The organism is Microbacterium sp. NPDC058269, from assembly GCF_042881445.1.
Taxonomy (GTDB): domain Bacteria; phylum Actinomycetota; class Actinomycetes; order Actinomycetales; family Microbacteriaceae; genus Microbacterium.
In genome coordinates this window covers 590,992-607,684 of record NZ_JBHVXT010000002.1, presented here as the reverse complement: position 1 = coordinate 607,684, position 16,693 = coordinate 590,992, and the positions used below count along the sequence as shown (strand labels likewise).

23 protein-coding genes are annotated in these 16,693 nt (G+C 66.9%); 10 read left to right on the top strand and 13 right to left on the bottom strand.

The features are described 5' to 3' along the window. Window position 1 precedes the first annotated feature (1 nt). The 3 genes from ACFVWL_RS11290 to ACFVWL_RS11280 all read left to right on the top strand — a co-directional run bounded on the left by ACFVWL_RS11290 (window position 2) and on the right by ACFVWL_RS11280 (window position 1,591). The gene (locus ACFVWL_RS11290) at window positions 2-178 is read left to right on the top strand and encodes a YegP family protein (protein WP_387182456.1); all 177 of its coding nucleotides are present in this window, start codon (window positions 2-4) and stop codon (window positions 176-178) included. 130 nt (window positions 179-308) lie between these two features. After that, complete coding sequence (locus ACFVWL_RS11285; protein ID WP_387182459.1) at window positions 309-1,220, top strand: hypothetical protein; 912 nt, start codon at window positions 309-311, stop codon at window positions 1,218-1,220. Window positions 1,221-1,414: 194 nt separating this feature from the next. Continuing rightward, the gene (locus tag ACFVWL_RS11280; protein WP_387182456.1) at window positions 1,415-1,591 is read left to right on the top strand and encodes a YegP family protein; all 177 of its coding nucleotides are present in this window, start codon (window positions 1,415-1,417) and stop codon (window positions 1,589-1,591) included. Between the two features lie 72 nt (window positions 1,592-1,663). Here ACFVWL_RS11280 and ACFVWL_RS11275 read toward each other — a convergent pair whose 3' ends face one another. The 9 genes from ACFVWL_RS11275 to ACFVWL_RS11235 all read right to left on the bottom strand — a co-directional run bounded on the left by ACFVWL_RS11275 (window position 1,664) and on the right by ACFVWL_RS11235 (window position 6,700). Beyond that, window positions 1,664-2,419: an amino acid ABC transporter ATP-binding protein gene (locus ACFVWL_RS11275; RefSeq protein ID WP_387182453.1), complete on the bottom strand. Its 756-nt coding sequence runs from the start codon at window positions 2,417-2,419 to the stop codon at window positions 1,664-1,666. Further along, the gene (locus ACFVWL_RS11270) at window positions 2,416-3,213 is read right to left on the bottom strand and encodes an amino acid ABC transporter permease (RefSeq protein WP_387182450.1); all 798 of its coding nucleotides are present in this window, start codon (window positions 3,211-3,213) and stop codon (window positions 2,416-2,418) included. Before ACFVWL_RS11270 ends, ACFVWL_RS11275 begins: the two co-directional genes overlap by 4 nt. Before the next feature lie 34 nt (window positions 3,214-3,247). Further along, window positions 3,248-4,066, bottom strand: a complete 819-nt coding sequence (locus ACFVWL_RS11265) for a basic amino acid ABC transporter substrate-binding protein (protein ID WP_387182447.1) — start codon at window positions 4,064-4,066, stop codon at window positions 3,248-3,250. 172 nt (window positions 4,067-4,238) lie between these two features. Continuing rightward, window positions 4,239-4,541 carry a Dabb family protein gene (locus tag ACFVWL_RS11260; RefSeq protein ID WP_387182444.1) on the bottom strand — a complete coding sequence of 101 codons (303 nt, stop codon included), beginning with the start codon at window positions 4,539-4,541 and terminating at the stop codon, window positions 4,239-4,241. After that, window positions 4,538-4,834 carry a glutaredoxin family protein gene (locus tag ACFVWL_RS11255; RefSeq protein ID WP_387182441.1) on the bottom strand — a complete coding sequence of 99 codons (297 nt, stop codon included), beginning with the start codon at window positions 4,832-4,834 and terminating at the stop codon, window positions 4,538-4,540. Before ACFVWL_RS11255 ends, ACFVWL_RS11260 begins: the two co-directional genes overlap by 4 nt. After that, window positions 4,831-5,133 carry a rhodanese-like domain-containing protein gene (locus ACFVWL_RS11250; protein WP_387182439.1) on the bottom strand — a complete coding sequence of 101 codons (303 nt, stop codon included), beginning with the start codon at window positions 5,131-5,133 and terminating at the stop codon, window positions 4,831-4,833. Before ACFVWL_RS11250 ends, ACFVWL_RS11255 begins: the two co-directional genes overlap by 4 nt. Window positions 5,134-5,211: 78 nt before the next feature. Beyond that, the gene (locus ACFVWL_RS11245; protein WP_003792170.1) at window positions 5,212-5,310 is read right to left on the bottom strand and encodes a 30S ribosomal protein bS22; all 99 of its coding nucleotides are present in this window, start codon (window positions 5,308-5,310) and stop codon (window positions 5,212-5,214) included. 157 nt (window positions 5,311-5,467) lie between these two features. Next, on the bottom strand, window positions 5,468-5,659 hold the full coding sequence (locus tag ACFVWL_RS11240) for a helix-turn-helix domain-containing protein (RefSeq protein WP_017204627.1): 192 nt from the start codon (window positions 5,657-5,659) through the stop codon (window positions 5,468-5,470). Between the two features lie 108 nt (window positions 5,660-5,767). Further along, window positions 5,768-6,700 (bottom strand): TetR/AcrR family transcriptional regulator, encoded by a 933-nt coding sequence (locus ACFVWL_RS11235; RefSeq protein ID WP_387182436.1) that lies wholly within the window; start codon window positions 6,698-6,700, stop codon window positions 5,768-5,770. A gap of 102 nt (window positions 6,701-6,802) precedes the next feature. Here ACFVWL_RS11235 and ACFVWL_RS11230 point away from each other — a divergent pair, with 102 nt between their 5' ends. Together ACFVWL_RS11230 and ACFVWL_RS11225 are read left to right on the top strand one after the other, a co-directional pair. Next, a complete protein-coding gene (locus ACFVWL_RS11230) occupies window positions 6,803-7,696 on the top strand; it encodes an ATP-binding cassette domain-containing protein (protein ID WP_387182433.1) in 894 nt (297 codons plus the stop codon). After that, window positions 7,693-8,520 (top strand): ABC transporter permease, encoded by an 828-nt coding sequence (locus ACFVWL_RS11225; RefSeq protein ID WP_387182430.1) that lies wholly within the window; start codon window positions 7,693-7,695, stop codon window positions 8,518-8,520. The genes ACFVWL_RS11230 and ACFVWL_RS11225 overlap by 4 nt, the downstream gene beginning before the upstream one ends. Window positions 8,521-8,677: 157 nt before the next feature. On the opposite strand, the gene ACFVWL_RS11220 is transcribed toward ACFVWL_RS11225, so the two are convergent. Together ACFVWL_RS11220 and ACFVWL_RS11215 are read right to left on the bottom strand one after the other, a co-directional pair. Further along, window positions 8,678-9,388 (bottom strand): DUF2071 domain-containing protein, encoded by a 711-nt coding sequence (locus ACFVWL_RS11220; protein ID WP_387182427.1) that lies wholly within the window; start codon window positions 9,386-9,388, stop codon window positions 8,678-8,680. A gap of 69 nt (window positions 9,389-9,457) precedes the next feature. Then, complete coding sequence (locus ACFVWL_RS11215; protein ID WP_387182425.1) at window positions 9,458-9,877, bottom strand: ArsR/SmtB family transcription factor; 420 nt, start codon at window positions 9,875-9,877, stop codon at window positions 9,458-9,460. 106 nt (window positions 9,878-9,983) lie between these two features. On the opposite strand from ACFVWL_RS11215, the gene ACFVWL_RS11210 reads away from it, so the two are divergent. From ACFVWL_RS11210 to ACFVWL_RS11195, 4 genes are all read left to right on the top strand, one after another. Further along, a complete protein-coding gene (locus ACFVWL_RS11210) occupies window positions 9,984-11,414 on the top strand; it encodes a TrkH family potassium uptake protein (protein ID WP_387182422.1) in 1,431 nt (476 codons plus the stop codon). After that, entirely contained in the window at window positions 11,407-12,078 is a 672-nt protein-coding gene (locus tag ACFVWL_RS11205; protein ID WP_021198064.1) for a TrkA family potassium uptake protein, read from the top strand. Before ACFVWL_RS11210 ends, ACFVWL_RS11205 begins: the two co-directional genes overlap by 8 nt. A gap of 75 nt (window positions 12,079-12,153) precedes the next feature. After that, the gene (locus tag ACFVWL_RS11200) at window positions 12,154-12,930 is read left to right on the top strand and encodes an ABC transporter ATP-binding protein (RefSeq protein ID WP_387182418.1); all 777 of its coding nucleotides are present in this window, start codon (window positions 12,154-12,156) and stop codon (window positions 12,928-12,930) included. Then, the gene (locus ACFVWL_RS11195) at window positions 12,912-14,504 is read left to right on the top strand and encodes a hypothetical protein (protein ID WP_387182415.1); all 1,593 of its coding nucleotides are present in this window, start codon (window positions 12,912-12,914) and stop codon (window positions 14,502-14,504) included. Before ACFVWL_RS11200 ends, ACFVWL_RS11195 begins: the two co-directional genes overlap by 19 nt. Window positions 14,505-14,520: 16 nt before the next feature. Here the strand turns inward: ACFVWL_RS11195 and ACFVWL_RS11190 are convergent, their stop codons facing one another. Continuing rightward, complete coding sequence (locus ACFVWL_RS11190; RefSeq protein WP_387182412.1) at window positions 14,521-14,808, bottom strand: DUF1905 domain-containing protein; 288 nt, start codon at window positions 14,806-14,808, stop codon at window positions 14,521-14,523. A 3-nt stretch (window positions 14,809-14,811) separates the two neighbouring features. Then, a complete protein-coding gene (gene proC / locus ACFVWL_RS11185) occupies window positions 14,812-15,651 on the bottom strand; it encodes a pyrroline-5-carboxylate reductase (RefSeq protein WP_387182410.1) in 840 nt (279 codons plus the stop codon). A 59-nt stretch (window positions 15,652-15,710) separates the two neighbouring features. On the opposite strand from proC, the gene ACFVWL_RS11180 reads away from it, so the two are divergent. Next, on the top strand, window positions 15,711-16,682 hold the full coding sequence (locus ACFVWL_RS11180; protein ID WP_021198069.1) for a cation diffusion facilitator family transporter: 972 nt from the start codon (window positions 15,711-15,713) through the stop codon (window positions 16,680-16,682). The last annotated feature ends 11 nt before the right edge of the window (window positions 16,683-16,693 follow it).

The following is a 16,693-nucleotide window of genomic DNA, read 5'->3' as shown; positions in this document are numbered from 1 at the left end:
CATGGCAGGCAAGTTCGAGCTGTACACCGACAAGTCCGGCGAGTACCGGTTCCGTCTGAAGGCCGGCAACGGCGAGACCATCGCCGTGAGCGAGGGTTACTCGTCGAAGTCTGCCGCGCTGAGCGGGATCGATTCCGTCCGTCGGAACGCCGCAGATGCCGAGGTCGTCGAAGCCTGACCTCACCGATTCGCTTCGCGCGTTTCGGGGCCGCAGTACTACTGCGGCGTTCGATCCCGCAGTAGCACCCCCGAACCCGCCGTCGGAAAGACGTTCTGCCAAAGGTCGCCGGTCTAGTAGCGTGTGCTCTATGTCATCACGATTGCGCCGCATCGCTGCGCTCGATCTCGAGGGCACCACACGCACAGTGGTCGAACAGGCGCATTCGATCCTCAACTTTATCGAGGACTACGAAAGCGATACCAACGTTGACGCGGGCGTGCGCCAGCAGATGAAAGAGATCGTCGAAGACTCTGACGAAGCGCTCGCAGTCATGAATGCCCGCGATGCGGCGAGCGTGTTTCAGGCTTGGGCCCACAATGTCGCTGGTAGCGCGCTCGGAGCGCTTGAAATGGTAACTCCGAGCCCCTCTACCGAACAGGGCTACTCGCGTATCGTCAACTCCGCGCGAGACCTGCTCGATCATATGAACTACTTGTTGGGCGAAGGTGACATTCGTGAACGCCAACGTCGCATGTTGGGCGAACTCTATGACTCGGTGACCAAGGCCCAAACGGCAGCAGGTGCAACAGGTGCATACGTACTCGCCGAGTACTTTGGCGAGTACGCAAAAGAAGAGAAGAAGACAGCGAATCGCTTCCGCTGGGCGACGATCGTAGGGATCTCCATCGCCATTGCCGTGGCAATCATCTTCGCCGCCATAGATGGGCTATCCACTGACATATCCGATTCACGGAGATGGATCAGCTTTGCCTCTCATGCAACCGTGGTTGTCGGCGTAGGCGCCTTGACTGCATATCTTGGACGCCAGGCCGGACAGCATCGTCGCATGTTCAACTGGGCGAAAAGCATGGAAGTCCAGCTCAAGTCCTTCCCGGCATTCATCGAGCCGCTCACGGACGACGTACAAGCAGACATGTACCGCGTCTTCTCTCATCGGGTCCTTTCCGCTCCACCCGAACGTGAGACCGGGACAGACGACGGCGTACCGACGTCGCAGATCCTTGATGTAGCGCTTGCGGCGCTCAAGCGAGCCAACTGAGACGCCACGAGGGGCACTATCGATAAGAGCGCTGCGACGCCATTGGCAGCGCTCCGCGCTCGTTCGACGACGGCACGACGCGGCGCATCCAAAGGCCAGCTCCTGGCGGCTACTTGGAGCCGCCAGAGAACTAATCGGGCAGACGATAATCTGAGTTGGAGGGTCTCCCCAACACTGCAGAGAAAGGACACCTCATGGCAGGCAAGTTCGAGCTGTACACCGACAAGTCCGGCGAGTACCGGTTCCGTCTGAAGGCCGGCAACGGCGAGACCATCGCCGTGAGCGAGGGTTACTCGTCGAAGTCTGCCGCGCTGAGCGGGATCGATTCCGTCCGTCGGAACGCCGCAGATGCCGAGGTCGTCGAAGCCTGACCTCCATCTCGCGCTTCACGACGAGACCCCCTGTCGCAGATGTCTGCGACAGGGGGTCTCGTCGATCTCGGCTCAGAGCACGCGCGAGAGGAAGTCCTTCGTGCGCGGATGCTGCGGGTTGCCGAGCACCTCGCGTGGGTCGCCCTCCTCGACGATGTGTCCACCGTCCATGAAGATGAGGCGGGATCCGACTTCGCGCGCGAAGCCCATCTCGTGCGTGACGACGAGCATCGTCATCCCCTCATCGGCCAGCGAGCGCATGACCTGCAGCACCTCGCCGACCAGTTCGGGGTCGAGCGCCGAAGTGGGCTCATCGAAGAGCATCATGTCGGGGTTCATGCACAGCGCCCGGGCGATCGCCACGCGCTGCTGCTGTCCTCCCGACAGGTGCCCCGGGTAGGCGTCGGCCTTCTCGGAGAGCCCGACGCGCTTGAGCATGGCGTGTGCGATCAGCTCGGCTTCCTTCTTCGACCGCTTCTTCACACGCTGCTGGGCGATGGTGAGGTTACCCAGCACATCGAGGTGCGGGAAGAGGTTGAAGCTCTGGAACACCATGCCGATGCGGGTACGCACGCGGTCGATATCGACGTCGGGGTCGGTGATGTCGATCCCCTCGATCAGCACCTTGCCGCCGGTCGGCTCCTCGAGCAGGTTCACCGACCGCAGCAGCGTCGACTTCCCCGAACCCGAGGGTCCGATCACGCACACGACCTCGCCCTTGGTGACGGTGAGGTCGATGCCCTTGAGCACCTCGTTGTCGCCGAACGACTTCACGAGCCCCTGCACATCGATCGCCGGGGCGTGGACATCAATCAGGTCGGTGATCATCGCTGCCTCGACATCCGTCGCTCCAGCCACGCGCTGAAACGCGTGAGCGGGATCGTCACGATCAGGTACAGGATCGCCGCCATGATCAGCGGCGTTCCGTTCGCGTTCTGCGTGCTCGCGTCGCGGGCGAAGGTCGTGAGCTCCTTCGACCAGATGAACGAACCCGCCACGAAGAGCAGCGACGTGTCCTTCAGCAGCAGCACGAACTCGTTGGTCAGGGGCGGGATGATGATCCGGAACCCCTGCGGCACGACGATCCAGAACGTCGTCTTCATGGGCGACATGCCCAGGGAGCGCGCCGCTTCGGTCTGACCCTTCGGAACGGCCTGGATGCCGGCACGGATCGTCTCGGCCATGTACGCCGAGGCGACGAGGACGAGTCCGATGAGTCCGAGCACGACCGGTCCGCCGAGCTTCGTGCCGGGCACACCCAGCGCGATCGGGAGGATGAAGGCGATGCCGAAGATCGTGAGGATCGCGGGAAGCCCGCGGAACAACTCGATCCACACCGTCGCGATCCACCGGAACGGAGCGACGGTCGACAGCTTCATCAGCGCCAGCACGACGCCGAGCACCAGACCGCCGGCGAAGGCCACGGCCGTGAACCACAGCGTGTTCACCAGGGCGGTCGTGATGATCCCGGGGAACATCTTCGCCGCGACTTCAGGATTGAAGAACAGCGGTCCGATCTTCGCCCAGTCGGTGCTGACGATCGCCCAGACGGCGATCGCGATCAGCACCACATAGACCGAGTACCGATACAGCTTGCTCTTGGTGGTACGCCTCAACGCCATCGTCGAGGTCCTCCCGCTCTACCGACGCCGCCGGTCACTTGGCCGCGAGGTACTCGTCGTAGATCTTCTGGTATCCGCCGTCGTCCTGGAGCTCCTTGAGCGCCTTGTTGATGGCGTCGCGCAGCTCGTCCTTCTCCCCCTTGGCGAAGGCGAAGCCGTACGACTCGTCGGTCGGGTACGTCTCGACGATCTTGTAGTCGGGGTCGTCCTGCTCGTGCACGTAGTTGACGGGCTGGTCCTGCAGGATCGCGTCGATCTGACCCGCCTGCATTGCCGGCCACAGCTCGCCGTCCGAGGGATACTGCACGAGCTGCGCGCCCGGAGCGTTCTCGCCCGCGTAGGTCTCGCCGGTCGTTCCCTGCTGCACACCGACGTTCTTGCCGTCGAGGTCGTCGATCGACTTGATGTCCGAGTCGGTACGCACGAGAAGCGACTGCAGCGAGTCGACGTACGGGTCGGAGAAGTCGAGGTTGGCCTTGCGCTCGTCGGTGATCGTCATCGCGGAAGCGCCGATGTCGCACGTGCCGGCGGCGAGGGTGGTGCCGGACTGCAGGGCGTCGAAGCCCACGTCCTGCACGGAGAGCTTCAGGTCGATCTTCTCGGCGATCGCGCTGAGCAGGTCGATGTCGAAGCCCGAGTAACCGGTCTCGCTGGACGGGTCCTCGACCTCGAACGGCGGGTAGGGCACGTCGGAGCAGACCGTGAGCGTTCCGGCCTCGACGAGACCGTACTTGTCGTCGGCGGCGGGAGCGTCACTGCTTCCCGCGTCGGATGATCCGGTGGCGCAGCCGGCGAGCGCGAGGGTGGCCGTCGCCACGAGGGCGAGACCGGCGATGAGGTTACGACGAGGCATGTCGGCTCCTGTGAGTCGAGGGCGCAGAGGCCCGATGACGGATAGGAGTTCATCTAAACATGCGGCTCGACGCGTGACCAATGACATCGGCGTCCGGGCGCATTACGTTTGTGTTGCAAGTAGACCCCGGTCACACGTGGAAACCGAGTTTCGGGGCCGATGCGACGCGGTCTCAGACCTCGAAATCGACGGCGACGCGGGAGGCGACCACCGAGCGGATGTACGCGGCGATCTCTGCATGCGCGGGGTGCACCTGGTACGCCTCGATCGCAGCGATCGAGGCGAAGTCCGCGACGAGCGTCACGTCCCAGTTCGTCTCGGGATACGCCGTGTTCGCGCCTGCGGAGATGGAGAGGAGCTGCGGGACGACCCCGTCGAGCGCGTTCAGGCGGCGAGCGACCTCGACGGCCTGGGCGCCGCGCTCCGCGGCGTCTTCGGCGGCGAGCTTCCAGGTCACGACATGGCGGATCGTCACAGGGCTTCCTTCACTTCGGTCTTCGTGTCATCACGGAAAGCACCCTCGAGCGCTTCTCGCAGCCGGTCGGGCGACACCCGCCAATGCGCGTGCAGCTCGCCGTCGATCAGCACGACCGGAATCTTCTCCCACCACAGCTCGTACAGCGCGGGGTCGTCCTGGATCGAAGCCTCGACGATCTCGATCTGCTCGGCTGCGGCGTCGGGTAGCTCAGCGACGACGGCATCGATGATGTCGGAGGCGACGTCGCACAGATGGCAGTCGGGCTTGCCGATCAGGGTCAGCGTGGTCACGCCGACGGCACCTCGACTGCGCGGCCCTGGGCGATCCACTCACCGGTGCCGCCCTCGACGTTCGTGGCGTCGTAGCCGCGCGATTCCAGAGCCTCGACCACACGCGCCGATCGCCCACCCGCCTGGCAGATGACGTCGAACGCCTCGGCGGGAAGCTCTTCGAGGCGGTTGCCGATCTCGGACATCGGGATGTTGACGGCACCGGGTACGTGGCCTGCGGCGAACTCGTCCACCTCCCGCACATCGATGAGCGGGATACCGGAGCGCTCGGCGAGCTCGGTGACGGTGATCGACTTCATGACATCCTCTCAGCGGGTCGGAGATGCGGCCGGAGACACAAAGCGCCCGTCCGAAGACAGGCGCTCGTGTCTGGTCGCTTACTTCTTGTTGCGACGCTGGTGGCGAGTCTTACGAAGCAGCTTGCGGTGCTTCTTCTTCGCCATGCGCTTGCGGCGCTTCTTGATGACAGAACCCACGGAAACCTCACTAAGTCAGTGGCTGGGTGTCGCCGAAATCGGACACCCGGGTACGGGCACGGAAAATGCCTCGGGTCAGTCTAGCAAACCCGAAGGCGTCGGCTGTCACACGCTTCGTTCGCCCCGCGGGCGGCTGAGCACGAGACAGCAGGCGACGTCAGCCGACGTCGGCGATCGGTCGCTGCAGCGCATCGGCCACAGCGGACTCGGGGACGCGATAGCTGCGGCCGAAGCGGACGGCCGGCAACTCCCCGGCATGAACCAGCCGATACACGGTCATCTTGGACACGCGCATCAGCTCGGCGACCTCAGCAACCGTGAGGAATCGGACGTCAGGAACCTCGGGCATCCCACGTACCCCTTTCTCGATGTGCACACTCTATGTGGTAGCTGGGACGCGTGTAAACCTCTGTGACTCGTGTGATCAGTGGGGCGCCACGGACGCATCCCCACCGGATCAGCCGGACTTCCTCGCCTTCGCCACCCTGTCCTTGGCGTCCCGGAGCGCCTGACGCTCGATCTTGTGTGCCGCGCGGAGAGCCTTCTCCGCTTCCCTCACCGCCTTCTGCGCCTCTCTGAGACGGCGATCGCCGGACAGCTCGACCGGATCGATGTCGATCCACTCCGTCGCCTCGGCGTGCGCCTCTCCCCGATCGAGCCCGGTGATGTAAGCCGCGACTCCGTCGAGGGTCCGCTCGACGGCGAATCGGAACGGGTCGGCCGAGGACGTGAACACATCGTCTTCGATCGCGCGGCGGAGCGCGGGATATTCCTCGGCCGTGATCACCCGATCGAAGAGGGCCGCTTCCTGCGCGGCCACTTCGTCGGGTGTGAGGCCGCTGCCACGGGACTGCTCGGTGTAGCCGGCCTGCACGACCCCGCACCAGCGGGCATGCCCGGTCACCGCGAGCGCGACGGCCATGCGCTCTTCCGTCGTCAGCGGGGTGCCCTCGAGAGAGGCGAGTCCCGCGTCGATCCAGGCCGAGCTGTTCGGGGTGATCGGTGACCCGGTGATGGGCAACGACAGCATCCACGGGTGACGCAGGTAGAGCATGACCTGTTCCTCGTACAGCGCGAGCAATCGCTCGCGCCAGCCGTCGGCATCGAGGGGGCTTTGCGGTGGGAGCCCTGTCGCCTCCTCCTGCATCAGCAGCAGCAGGTCATCCTTCGCCGTCACGTATCGGTAGAGCGACATCGGGGTGAAGCCGAGCCGCGCCGCGACCGCAGCCATCGACACGGCGCCGAGCCCCTCAGCGTCCGCCAGCTCGACGGCCGCATCGACGATCTTCTCGACGCTCATCTCCCGCTTGGGCCCACGCTGCGGGTTCGCCGCGACGCCCCATGCCAGCGCGATTCCGCGCGGGAGCTCCGGCGGCTCTGTCTCTGTCATGCGCCCATCCTACTTCTGTTTATAAGCTAAACAGTGTGTTACCGTCATACACAGTTGCGTTGAACATACACAGTTTCCTACATACACAGAAAGGAGCATCTGATGGAGAAAGCCATCCAGGTGCAGGGCGTGCGCAAGGCCTTCCGGGACACGACGGTCGTCGACGGGTTGGACTTCGAAGTCCAGCGCGGTGAGGTCTTCGCACTGCTCGGGCCGAACGGAGCCGGCAAGACCACCACGATCAACATCCTCACCACCCTCACCGCCGCGGACTCGGGCTCGGCCACGGTCGCCGGCTGGGACGTCGTCACGCATTCGACCGAGGTCCAGCGGAGGATCAGTCTCACCGGTCAGGCAGCAGCTGTAGACGACGCCCTCACCGCCACCGAGAACGTCGTCATGTTCGCCCGTCTCGCCGGCCTCGGGCGGACAGCCGCGAAGCGACGCGCCGCCGACTTGATCTCCCAGTTCGATCTCACGGATGCCGCTTCGCGCATGGTGCGCACGTTCTCCGGCGGCATGCGTCGCCGCCTCGATCTCGCCCTGAGCTTCGTGGTGACCCCCGAGGTGCTGTTCCTGGACGAACCCACCACCGGCCTCGACACCCGCAGCCGCCGCGCACTGTGGGACATCATCCGCATGCTGGCGAACGCCGGGACGACCGTCTTCCTCACGACTCAGTATCTGGAGGAGGCCGACCAGCTGGCCGACCGCATCGCGGTACTGCACGACGGCAAGGTCGCCGCTCTCGGGACTCCCGCCGAGTTGAAGGCGCGCGTCGGCGGCGACACCGTCGAGCTCCACGACAGCCGCGGCGAACTCCACAGGGAGATCCCCACCGACGGCACGGTCGCCGACCTCCGGCGAGCGCTCGACCTGCTCGATGAAGACGGAGAGGACGGCGTCGTGAGCCTGCGGCGCCCCACTCTCGACGATGTCTTCCTCGCCGTCACCGCACCGGCCGACAACACCCGACCCGTGAAGGAGATCGCATGAACATCGCCATCGCCGCGCGCCCCGCAGCGGCACCCGCTCTGGCTCACCCCTCTCCGCGCCCACGACTACGGGGCATCACCGCCGAGACGGTCTTCGTCGGCCGCAGTCTGCGCCATTCGCTGCGCGACGGTGAGTCCCTGCTCATGGCGATCATGCTGCCCGTGATGCTCATGCTCATGTTCACGTGGGTGTTCGGCGGAGCGATCGACCCCTCCGGCGCTTACGTCGACTATGTGGTGCCGGGCATCATCCTCACCTGCGCCGGGTTCGGAGCTTCCTCCACCGCCGTGTATGTCGCGAACGACATGCGCACCGGCATCATCGACAGGTTCCGCACGATGCCTCTGCGAGCGGGAGCGGTACTGACCGGGCACGTCGTCGCCAGCGTGCTCCGCAATCTCATCGCCACCGCGATCGTGATCGGCGTGGGAGTTCTCGTCGGGTTCCGCCCGAGTGCGAACCCGTGGGAATGGATCGGGCTCGCCGGTCTGATCGCGCTGTACATCCTCGCGATCACGTATCTGTTCGCCGCGATCGGCCTCGCCGCCGGAAGCCCGGAGGGCGCGAACGGCTACGGCTTCGTGCTGCTGTTCCTTCCCTACCTCTCCAGTGCCTTCGTCCCCGTGACGAGCATGCCGGAGTGGCTGCAGCCGGTGGCCGCGAATCAGCCGATCACGCCCATCGTCGAGACCATCCGCGGACTCCTCACCAATGCACCCGTCGAGGGCGAGGCATGGTGGGCGATCGGCTGGTGCCTCGCCATCCTCGCCATCGCGGTCGCCTGGGGCGCCTGGCTGTTCCGCCGCAAGGCCGGCCGCCGCTGAGCGCTCCCCGTGGGCGGGGTCCAGCGGGGGCACAGGCATTCTCCGGCTTTCGCCTAACTGCGGCGACGACACTGGACCACGGACTCGCGCCGGCACCGCCGAGTCCCCCCGGGTGTGGGGACCCGCACCTCGCCCCTGACGACAAGCCCCCCTGTCGTCAGGGGCGAGTCGTTGCGGGTCTCCGCCAGGTGACGGGAACGTCCCGCATCACGAGAGCACTGTCGATCTGCGCGGCTCCTCGGGGAAGGCCGTCGAAGAACGACGACCTGATCTCGTTCACCCGGCCCGCGTCCACGGCCCACCGCGTCGAGGACAGCTCCACGGCCTCCGCTCCCCTGCCGTCGCGCCGCGGTGACCAGCCGACGGCGCCGGATCGGTAGAACCGCGAGGCGTCGTCCACCGTCGGGAAGAGCGTGCTCTCCCATTCCTCGACGACCTCGACGTCTGCGGAGACACTCGCGTCGGACGCCAGCATCCGGACCTGGAACCGTGCATCGGTTTCCTCGGTCTCGAACCGCGCGCGTCGCTGCATCCCGGGGAAGAACCGGCCCCCTCCGATGACGGGCACGACGCCGGAGGAGTGCCGTTCGATGACATACACGCCCGTTCGCGTCGCCCCGCCCTCATCCCACTCGACCGCGAACCGGTGCGCGGCATTCTCCGTCGTGATCCCCCACCGCGGGCGCACCCAGCCGGGACGCAACTCCGTCAGCGCGATCAGGCACACTCCGCCGACGGCACTTCCGTCCACGAGCTGCGGCCGGAAGGGGGCAGGGATGATCTCGCGCGCCACCGCCGGATCGACTCGATAGGTCAGCAGCAGACGGCGTCGCATCCGGCCGCGGAGAGTGCGCATGAGGAGGTTCATGCCCACAATTTAACAGCTTTGCTAAATAGCTACAAGGCTTCTACGCGAGGAACGGCGAGACGCGGATCGTCACGCACCGAGCCGTTTGAGCGCGGTCGCGACGACGTGCTTCGCCGACGCCGCTGCGCGTCCGACGACCTCGGCCGCATGGGCGGCCGCGCTGTCGGGAAGCGGGAGGCCCGGGTAGGCGACATCGGGGGCACCGTCACCGAAGGCATCCACCAGGAACGGCACCAGCCAGTCGTCCACGACCTCGAGCGGCTCGACCGCGAGGCTGTAGAAGCGGCGCTGGCCGTCTTCGCGCACGGTGACGAGTTCGGCGTCGCGCAGCACCTTCAGATGCTTCGACACGGTGGGCTGGCTGATCCCCAGATCGGCGACGATCTGACTGACGCTCGTGCCGGCCTCTCCTTCGGTCGTACGCCGCAGCAGGAGCTGGAGGATGTCTCGCCTCGTACCGTCTGCGATCACGTCGAAGATGTCCGTCATGAGTTCAGGGTAGTCGTCCCCGGCACGGAGTACCATGACGAAGGCTCGGCGGCAGACGCCGTGCGGCCGCTCGACGCGGCCGAAGGAGAAACCAGAGGGGGCAGCGATGTCGGGCATCGTTTCGGCGTCGTCCCCACGGCAGAGCCTCAAGAGCGCGGCCGGCTGGGTCAAGCACCTCGTCACCTCGTCGCCGTCGCGCTTCGCGATCGTCATCTTCGCTCTCCTGATCCTCGTCTTCACTGTGCTGCTCTCCCTCCCGATCGCCTCCGCGAGCGGGACGGTGACGCCGCTGAGCGACGCCCTGTTCACCGCCGTCTCCACCATCTGCGTCACCGGGCTGGCGACCGTCGACATGGCCAACTACTGGTCCCCCTTCGGGCACGTCCTGATCTTCCTCGGCGTGAACATCGGCGCCCTGGGCGTCCTCACGCTCGCGTCGCTCATGGGCATGCTGATCTCGAAGCGCCTCGGCCTGCGCGCCAAGCTGATGGCCGCAGGCGATACCAACCCGATGCGCGCGCACGGCGGCGTGGTCAACGAGAGCCAGACGGTGCGGCTCGGCGAGGTCGGCCAGCTGCTGACGACGGTCGCCGTCTCGGCGCTGATCATCGAGGCCTCGCTCGCGATACTCCTCTACCCCGCGCTCGTGATGGCCAAGGTCGACCCGATCGCGGCGCTGTGGGAGGCGCCCTACTTCGCGGCGATGGCATTCACGAACACAGGATTCGCGCCGAACGACGGCGGTGTCGCGGTGTTCTCCGACGACTATCTGGTGCTCTCGCTCCTGATGGTCGGCGTCTTCCTCGGCAGCATCGGCTTCCCCGTCATCTACACCCTCGCCAAGCACGTCTGGCATGTGAAGCGCTGGTCGTTGCACTCCAAGCTCACGCTCGTCACCACCATCCTCCTGTTCATCCTCGGCGCCGCTGTCTTCGTCGTCCTCGAGTTCAACAACCCGAAGACGTTCGGGTCGATGGATGCGGCCGACACCACGTTCCAGGCGTTCTTCCTCTCAGCGATGACCCGTTCCGGTGGCTTCAACGTGATCGAGATGGACGATCTGAACGGCTCGTCCCTGCTCGCCGCCAGCATGCTGATGTTCGTCGGCGGCGGGTCCGCCTCGACGGCCGGCGGCATCAAAGTGACCACCCTCGCCGTGCTGGCCATCGCCGTCTGGTCCGAGGCCAAGGGCCGCCAGTCCGTCGAGGCGTTCGGCCGCCGCATCCCGAGCGACGTGCAGCGCGTCGCGCTCAGCGTCGTCGCCTGGGGTGCGACGATCGTCGCGCTGTCGACGATCGTGATCTCCCAGATCACCAAGGCGGACATCAGTCACGTGCTGTTCGACGTCATCTCGGCGTTCGGCACGGTCGGGCTGTCGACCGGCCTCACGGCGGAGCTACCCGATTCGGCGTCGTACGTCATGGCCGCGACCATCTTCATGGGCCGCGTTGGTACAGTGACACTCGCCGCGGCGGTCGCCGCGACATCGCGAACGCAGTACTACTCACTGCCCGTGGAAAGGCCGATCGTTGGTTGAAGTCCTCCGGGGCGACGCTCCCGTCCTCGTCATCGGCCTCGGCCGGTTCGGCGCCGCCTGTGCCGGAGAGCTCGACCGCCTCGACCGCGAGGTGCTCGCGATCGACGACAACCTCGAGCTCGTGCAGAAGTGGTCCGACCGGGTCACGCACACCGTGCAGGCCGATGCGAAGAACATCGACGCCCTCCGGCAGATCGGTGCGCAGGACTTCCAGGTCGCGGTCGTGGCCGTCGGTTCCTCGATCGAGGCCTCGGTGCTCATCACGGCGAACCTCGTCGACCTGAAGGTTCCGCAGATCTGGGCCAAAGCCGTCTCGCAGTCGCACGGCAAGATCCTCGCCCGCGTCGGTGCCAACCACGTGATCTACCCGGAGCGCGAAGCCGGTGAGCGCGTGGCGCACCTCGTGAGCGGGCGGATGCTCGACTTCATCCGCTTCGACGACGACTTCGTCCTCGCCAAGATGTACCCGCCGAAGTTCATCCGCGGTGTCGGCCTGAACGAGTCGGGCGTGCGCTCGAAGTACAAGGTCACCGTCGTGGGTGTGAAGAGTCCGGGTAAGCCGTTCCGCTACGCCGAGGCGAACACCATCGTCACGAACCACGACCTCATCATCGTCTCCGGCACCAACAGCGACATCGAGCGCTTCGCCGGCCTCGACCGCTGACACCACCTGCGTTCGTTTCCCGGCTCCCCCTCGCGGCGGATGCGCGGGCCGCGGCCGCCATGGTGGGATGGGGCTATGACCGACCCCGCAGCGGCTCCCCCCGTCCTCGCCCTCCGCGGGCTTCGCAAGCAGTTCGGACAGAAGGTCGCCGTCGACAGCCTCTCCCTCGACGTGCCGGCCGGATCGATGCTGGGCCTGCTCGGCCCGAACGGCGCAGGCAAGACCACGACGCTCGCCATGGCCACGGGCCTCCTGCGTCCGGATGCCGGCACCGCCTGGGTGCTCGGTGCCGACGTGTGGCAGAACCCGGCCGAGGCCAAGGCCCGCATGGGCGTGCTCCCCGACGGCATCCGCATGCTCGATCGCCTCACCGGGGCCGAGCTGCTGCGGTACACCGGGCTGCTCCGCGGCATGGCGGAGGCGGACGTCGTCTCACGCACCGGTGACCTCCTCGAGGCCCTGGGGCTCGCCGACGCACGGGACACCCTGGTCGTCGACTACTCCGCCGGCATGCGCAAGAAGATCGGGCTCGCCTGTGCGCTGATCCACGCGCCTCGACTGCTCATCCTCGACGAGCCGCTGGAGGCCGTCGATCCGGTGTCCGGCGAGACGATCCGCCAGATCCTGCGCTCGTTCGTCAACGGCGGAGGCACGGTCGTGCTGTCCAGTCACGTGATGGAACTCGTCGAATCGATGTGCGACCGGGTCGCGATCGTCGCCGAAGGACGACTGCTCGCGCATGGGCCGCTCGACGACGTGCGTTCCGGTCTCTCGCTGCAGCAGCGGTTCCTCACGCTCGTGGGGGCGCACGACCTCGGGACGGAGACGCTCGCATGGTTGCGCTCCTCGTAAGCCTGCGCTGGCGACAGCTCCGGCATCAGCTGTCCCGCAACGCCTGGATGATCGTCACCCTGATCATCACCGGGATGATCGCCCTCGGACTCCTCGCCGGACTCACCGCCGGGCTCGTCGCCCTGCGATTCGCCGCGCCCCAAGGCGCCGTCACCGCCATCGTCCTCACCGGTTCGGTGATCGTCCTCGGATGGTGGATCGGCTCCATCCTGGTCAGCGCCGACGACTCCCTCGCTCCCGAGCGCTTCGCGCTGCTGCCCGTGACCGCGCCCGCGCTGCTGCCCGGTTTCGTCGTCGCCGGGGCCACCACCATCGGGGGCATCGGCACCACGGTCGCGCTGCTGCTGATGCTCCTCGGCTGGTCGGTGAGCCTGCCCGGACTCCTCACCGCTCTGATCATGATCCCCGTCGCCATCCTCACCTGCGTGCTCGGCGCCAGGGTCGTGAGCGGCCTCCTCGCCGGGTGGCTGGCGCGCCGCAGCACCCGCGATCTGGTGCTGACGCTCGGCGTGCTGCTGGCCGCTTCCTCCGGGCTCATCCTCAACCTCGGGATCGGGGCGCTGACCAAGGTCGGCGACGTCGGCGCAGCGTTCACCACCGTCGCCGACATCGCCGCCTGGACGCCGTTCGGTGCCGTGTTCGGCGTGTCCGCGTCGGCCGCCCAAGGCGACCTCCTCACCTCCGCGCTCCGCCTGCTGATCGCTCTCGCGACGGTCGTCATCCTGTGGGTCGCATCACAGCGGCTGCTGGCCACGCGTCTCGTCTCGCCCATCCAGAGCAGTGGCGGTGGACGAGTGCGCTCCGGTCGTCTGCTCGATCGGATGCTGCCGGCGACCTCGAGCGGCGCGATCGCCGCGCGATCTCTGCGCTACTTCCGCCGTGATCCGCGCCAGCTCGTCAACATCGTGATGCTCCTGCTGCTCCCGGCGATCTTCATCGGCATCGCTCTCATGAACGGCCTGCAGGAAGAGTCGATCGGATTCGGCCCGGCCATCACCCTGATCCCGGCGATCAACGCGCTCCTCGCCGGAACGATCGTGCAGATGGCGATCGCCTACGACAACGATGCGGTCGCGATGCACATCCTCACCGGCGTCAGCGGTGCTGCCGACCGCGCAGGACGCCTGCTCGGCTTCGGGCTGATCGCGGTGCCGGTGACGATCGTGCTGTGCGTGGCGACCTGCCTCCTCGCCGGACGCCCCGACCTGCTGCCCGGCAGCCTCGGCGCGGCGCTCGGTCTGACGGCGATCGCGGCCGGTGCCGGAGCCTGGGTGGGAAGCTTCCTCCCCGGTCGCGCGCCCGCCCCGGAAGCGAATCCCTTCGGCCGCGGCTCCTCCGGCGGGGTGCAGTCGCTGCTCGCGATGATCATCATCGGGCCGATCACGCTCGCGCTCGGCGCCCCTGCGCTCGGGTTCGCCATCGCGGCGATCTGGAACCCGGTCCTCGGCGCGGTCAGCCTCGCGTGCGGAATCGCGTTCGGCGGGCTGGCCCTCTGGGGCGGAACCGTGCTCGGCGGGAAGATCCTGGATCGACGCTGGCCCGAGGTGCTCGCCGACGTGTCCAGCGAGAGCTGAGCGAGACCGGAACCCGTCAGGCGTCGATGTCGAGGACGACCTCGATCACGTCGTCCACGCCGAGGCCCTCGCGGTCCTGGAGTGCTTTCTTGATCGGCACGATGTATCCGCCGTCCTTCGGCCAGAGGGCGGTGGTCGTCGTGGTCTCGCCGACCGTGACCGATGCGGGGATCATTCCCCACCCGTATGTGACGACGGATGCGATCTCGTGGATCAACTCGCTCTCGGCCGCCGGCACCGTGACGAAATGGAAGGGCGCAGGACCCCGCCAGTACCAGATCGCGCCCTCGATCCGCAGCTGCATGATTCAGGCTCCGGCGGCGAGCTCTCTGGCGCGCGCGAGTGCAGCGGCCGCGGCATCGGCGAAGGCGGCGTCGAGGTGTGCACCCTGCAGGACGGCCACCGCCCGCTCGGTCGTTCCCTTCGGGCTCGTGACCCGGCGGCGCAGTTCCGCAGGGTCCTCGCCCGAGGCGTCGAGCAGAGCCGTCGCGCCGATGAACGTCTGCTCGACCATCAGCCGCGCGTCGGCATCGTCGAAGCCCATGCCGACGGCGGCCTTCGTGAACTCCTCGATCAGCAGATAGACGTAGGCGGGTCCGGAGCCCGAGATCGTGGACAGCGCGTCGATCTGCGACTCCGGCACCTCGACGACGACCCCGACGGTCTCGAAGAGGCGACGGACGAGAGCCAGATCCTCATCCGAGACAGCCGCACCAGCGGCGAGACCGGTGACGCCCTTGCGCACGGTCGACGGGGTGTTGGGCATCGAGCGGATGACACGCGCCTCGGGGCCGAGCACGTCGGCGAAGGTCTGCAGCGTGACTCCGGCAGCCACGCTCACCACGATCGTGTCGGCGGCGAGGTGCGGGGCGATCTCGCGGAGCAGGTCGGGCACCATCGCCGGCTTCACGCCGACCAGCACGATCCGCGCTCCTGCGGCGGCCTCGGCGTTGCCCTCCGGCCGCCCGGCGAGAGCGATGCTCGTGACACCGTCGAGGCCGGCGAACGCCTCCGCCTTCTCCGCCGTGCGGTTCGTCGTGGTGATCCCGCCGTCGATCCGGATGCCCGAGGCGATCACTCCGCGGAGGATCGCACCACCCATCGAGCCGGCACCGAGGAAAGCGAGCGAAGGAAGCGAGTCAGCCATGTCGCCATCCTACGGCGGGCACTCCGACATCCTCGGGCGGGCGGTTCTAGACTCGTCCCATGAGTGCATCCGGAGGCAACAAGGCCATCGTCGCGGCGTTCCTGGCGAACATGGGCATCGCCCTCGCGAAGTTCATCGCCTGGGCCCTCTCCGGGTCTGCCTCGATGCTCGCCGAGGCCATCCACTCCGTCGCCGACTCCGGCAACCAGCTGCTGCTGATGCTGGGCGGACGCAAGGCCCGGCGCGAGGCCGACCGCGCACACCCGTTCGGCTACGGCCGAGAGCGCTACGTGTACGCCTTCGTCGTCTCGATCATCCTCTTCTCGGTCGGCGGCCTCTTCGCGATCTACGAGGGCGTCGAGAAGCTCACGAACCCGCACGAGCTCGACAAGACGTGGTGGTGGCTGCCGCTCGTGGTGCTCGTCGTCGCGATCGGACTCGAATCGTTCTCTCTGCGCACCGCCGTGCGCGAGAGCAACCTCGTGCGCGAGAAGGGCCAGTCGTGGGTGTCGTTCGTGCGCCGCTCCAAGGCTCCGGAGCTCCCGGTCGTGCTGCTCGAAGACGTGGGAGCACTGACCGGACTCACGTTCGCGCTGCTCGGCGTCGGCCTCACCCTCATCACCGGAAACCCGATGTTCGATGCACTCGGCACCGTGATGATCGGTGTGCTCCTGGTACTGATCGCGATCGTGCTGGGCGTCGAGACGAAGAGCCTCCTGGTCGGCGAGGGAGCCACTCAGGCCGACCACGACCGCATCGTGGACGCGATCAACGCGGGCGACGAGATCGAGAAGATCATCCACATGAAGACCCTCTACCTCGGCCCAGACGAGCTGATGGTGGCGGCGAAGATCGCCCTCAACGCCGACAAGCCGCTGCGCGAGGCGGCGGACGACATCAACGCGATCGAGGCGCGCATCCGGGAGGCCGTGCCGGTGGCACGGATCGTCTACATCGAACCCGACGTGTACCGCCCGGCGATCGACCCCGAACCCTCGACGGACGTCTTCGTGCTGAAGTCATCCGACTGAGCCAGGAAGCC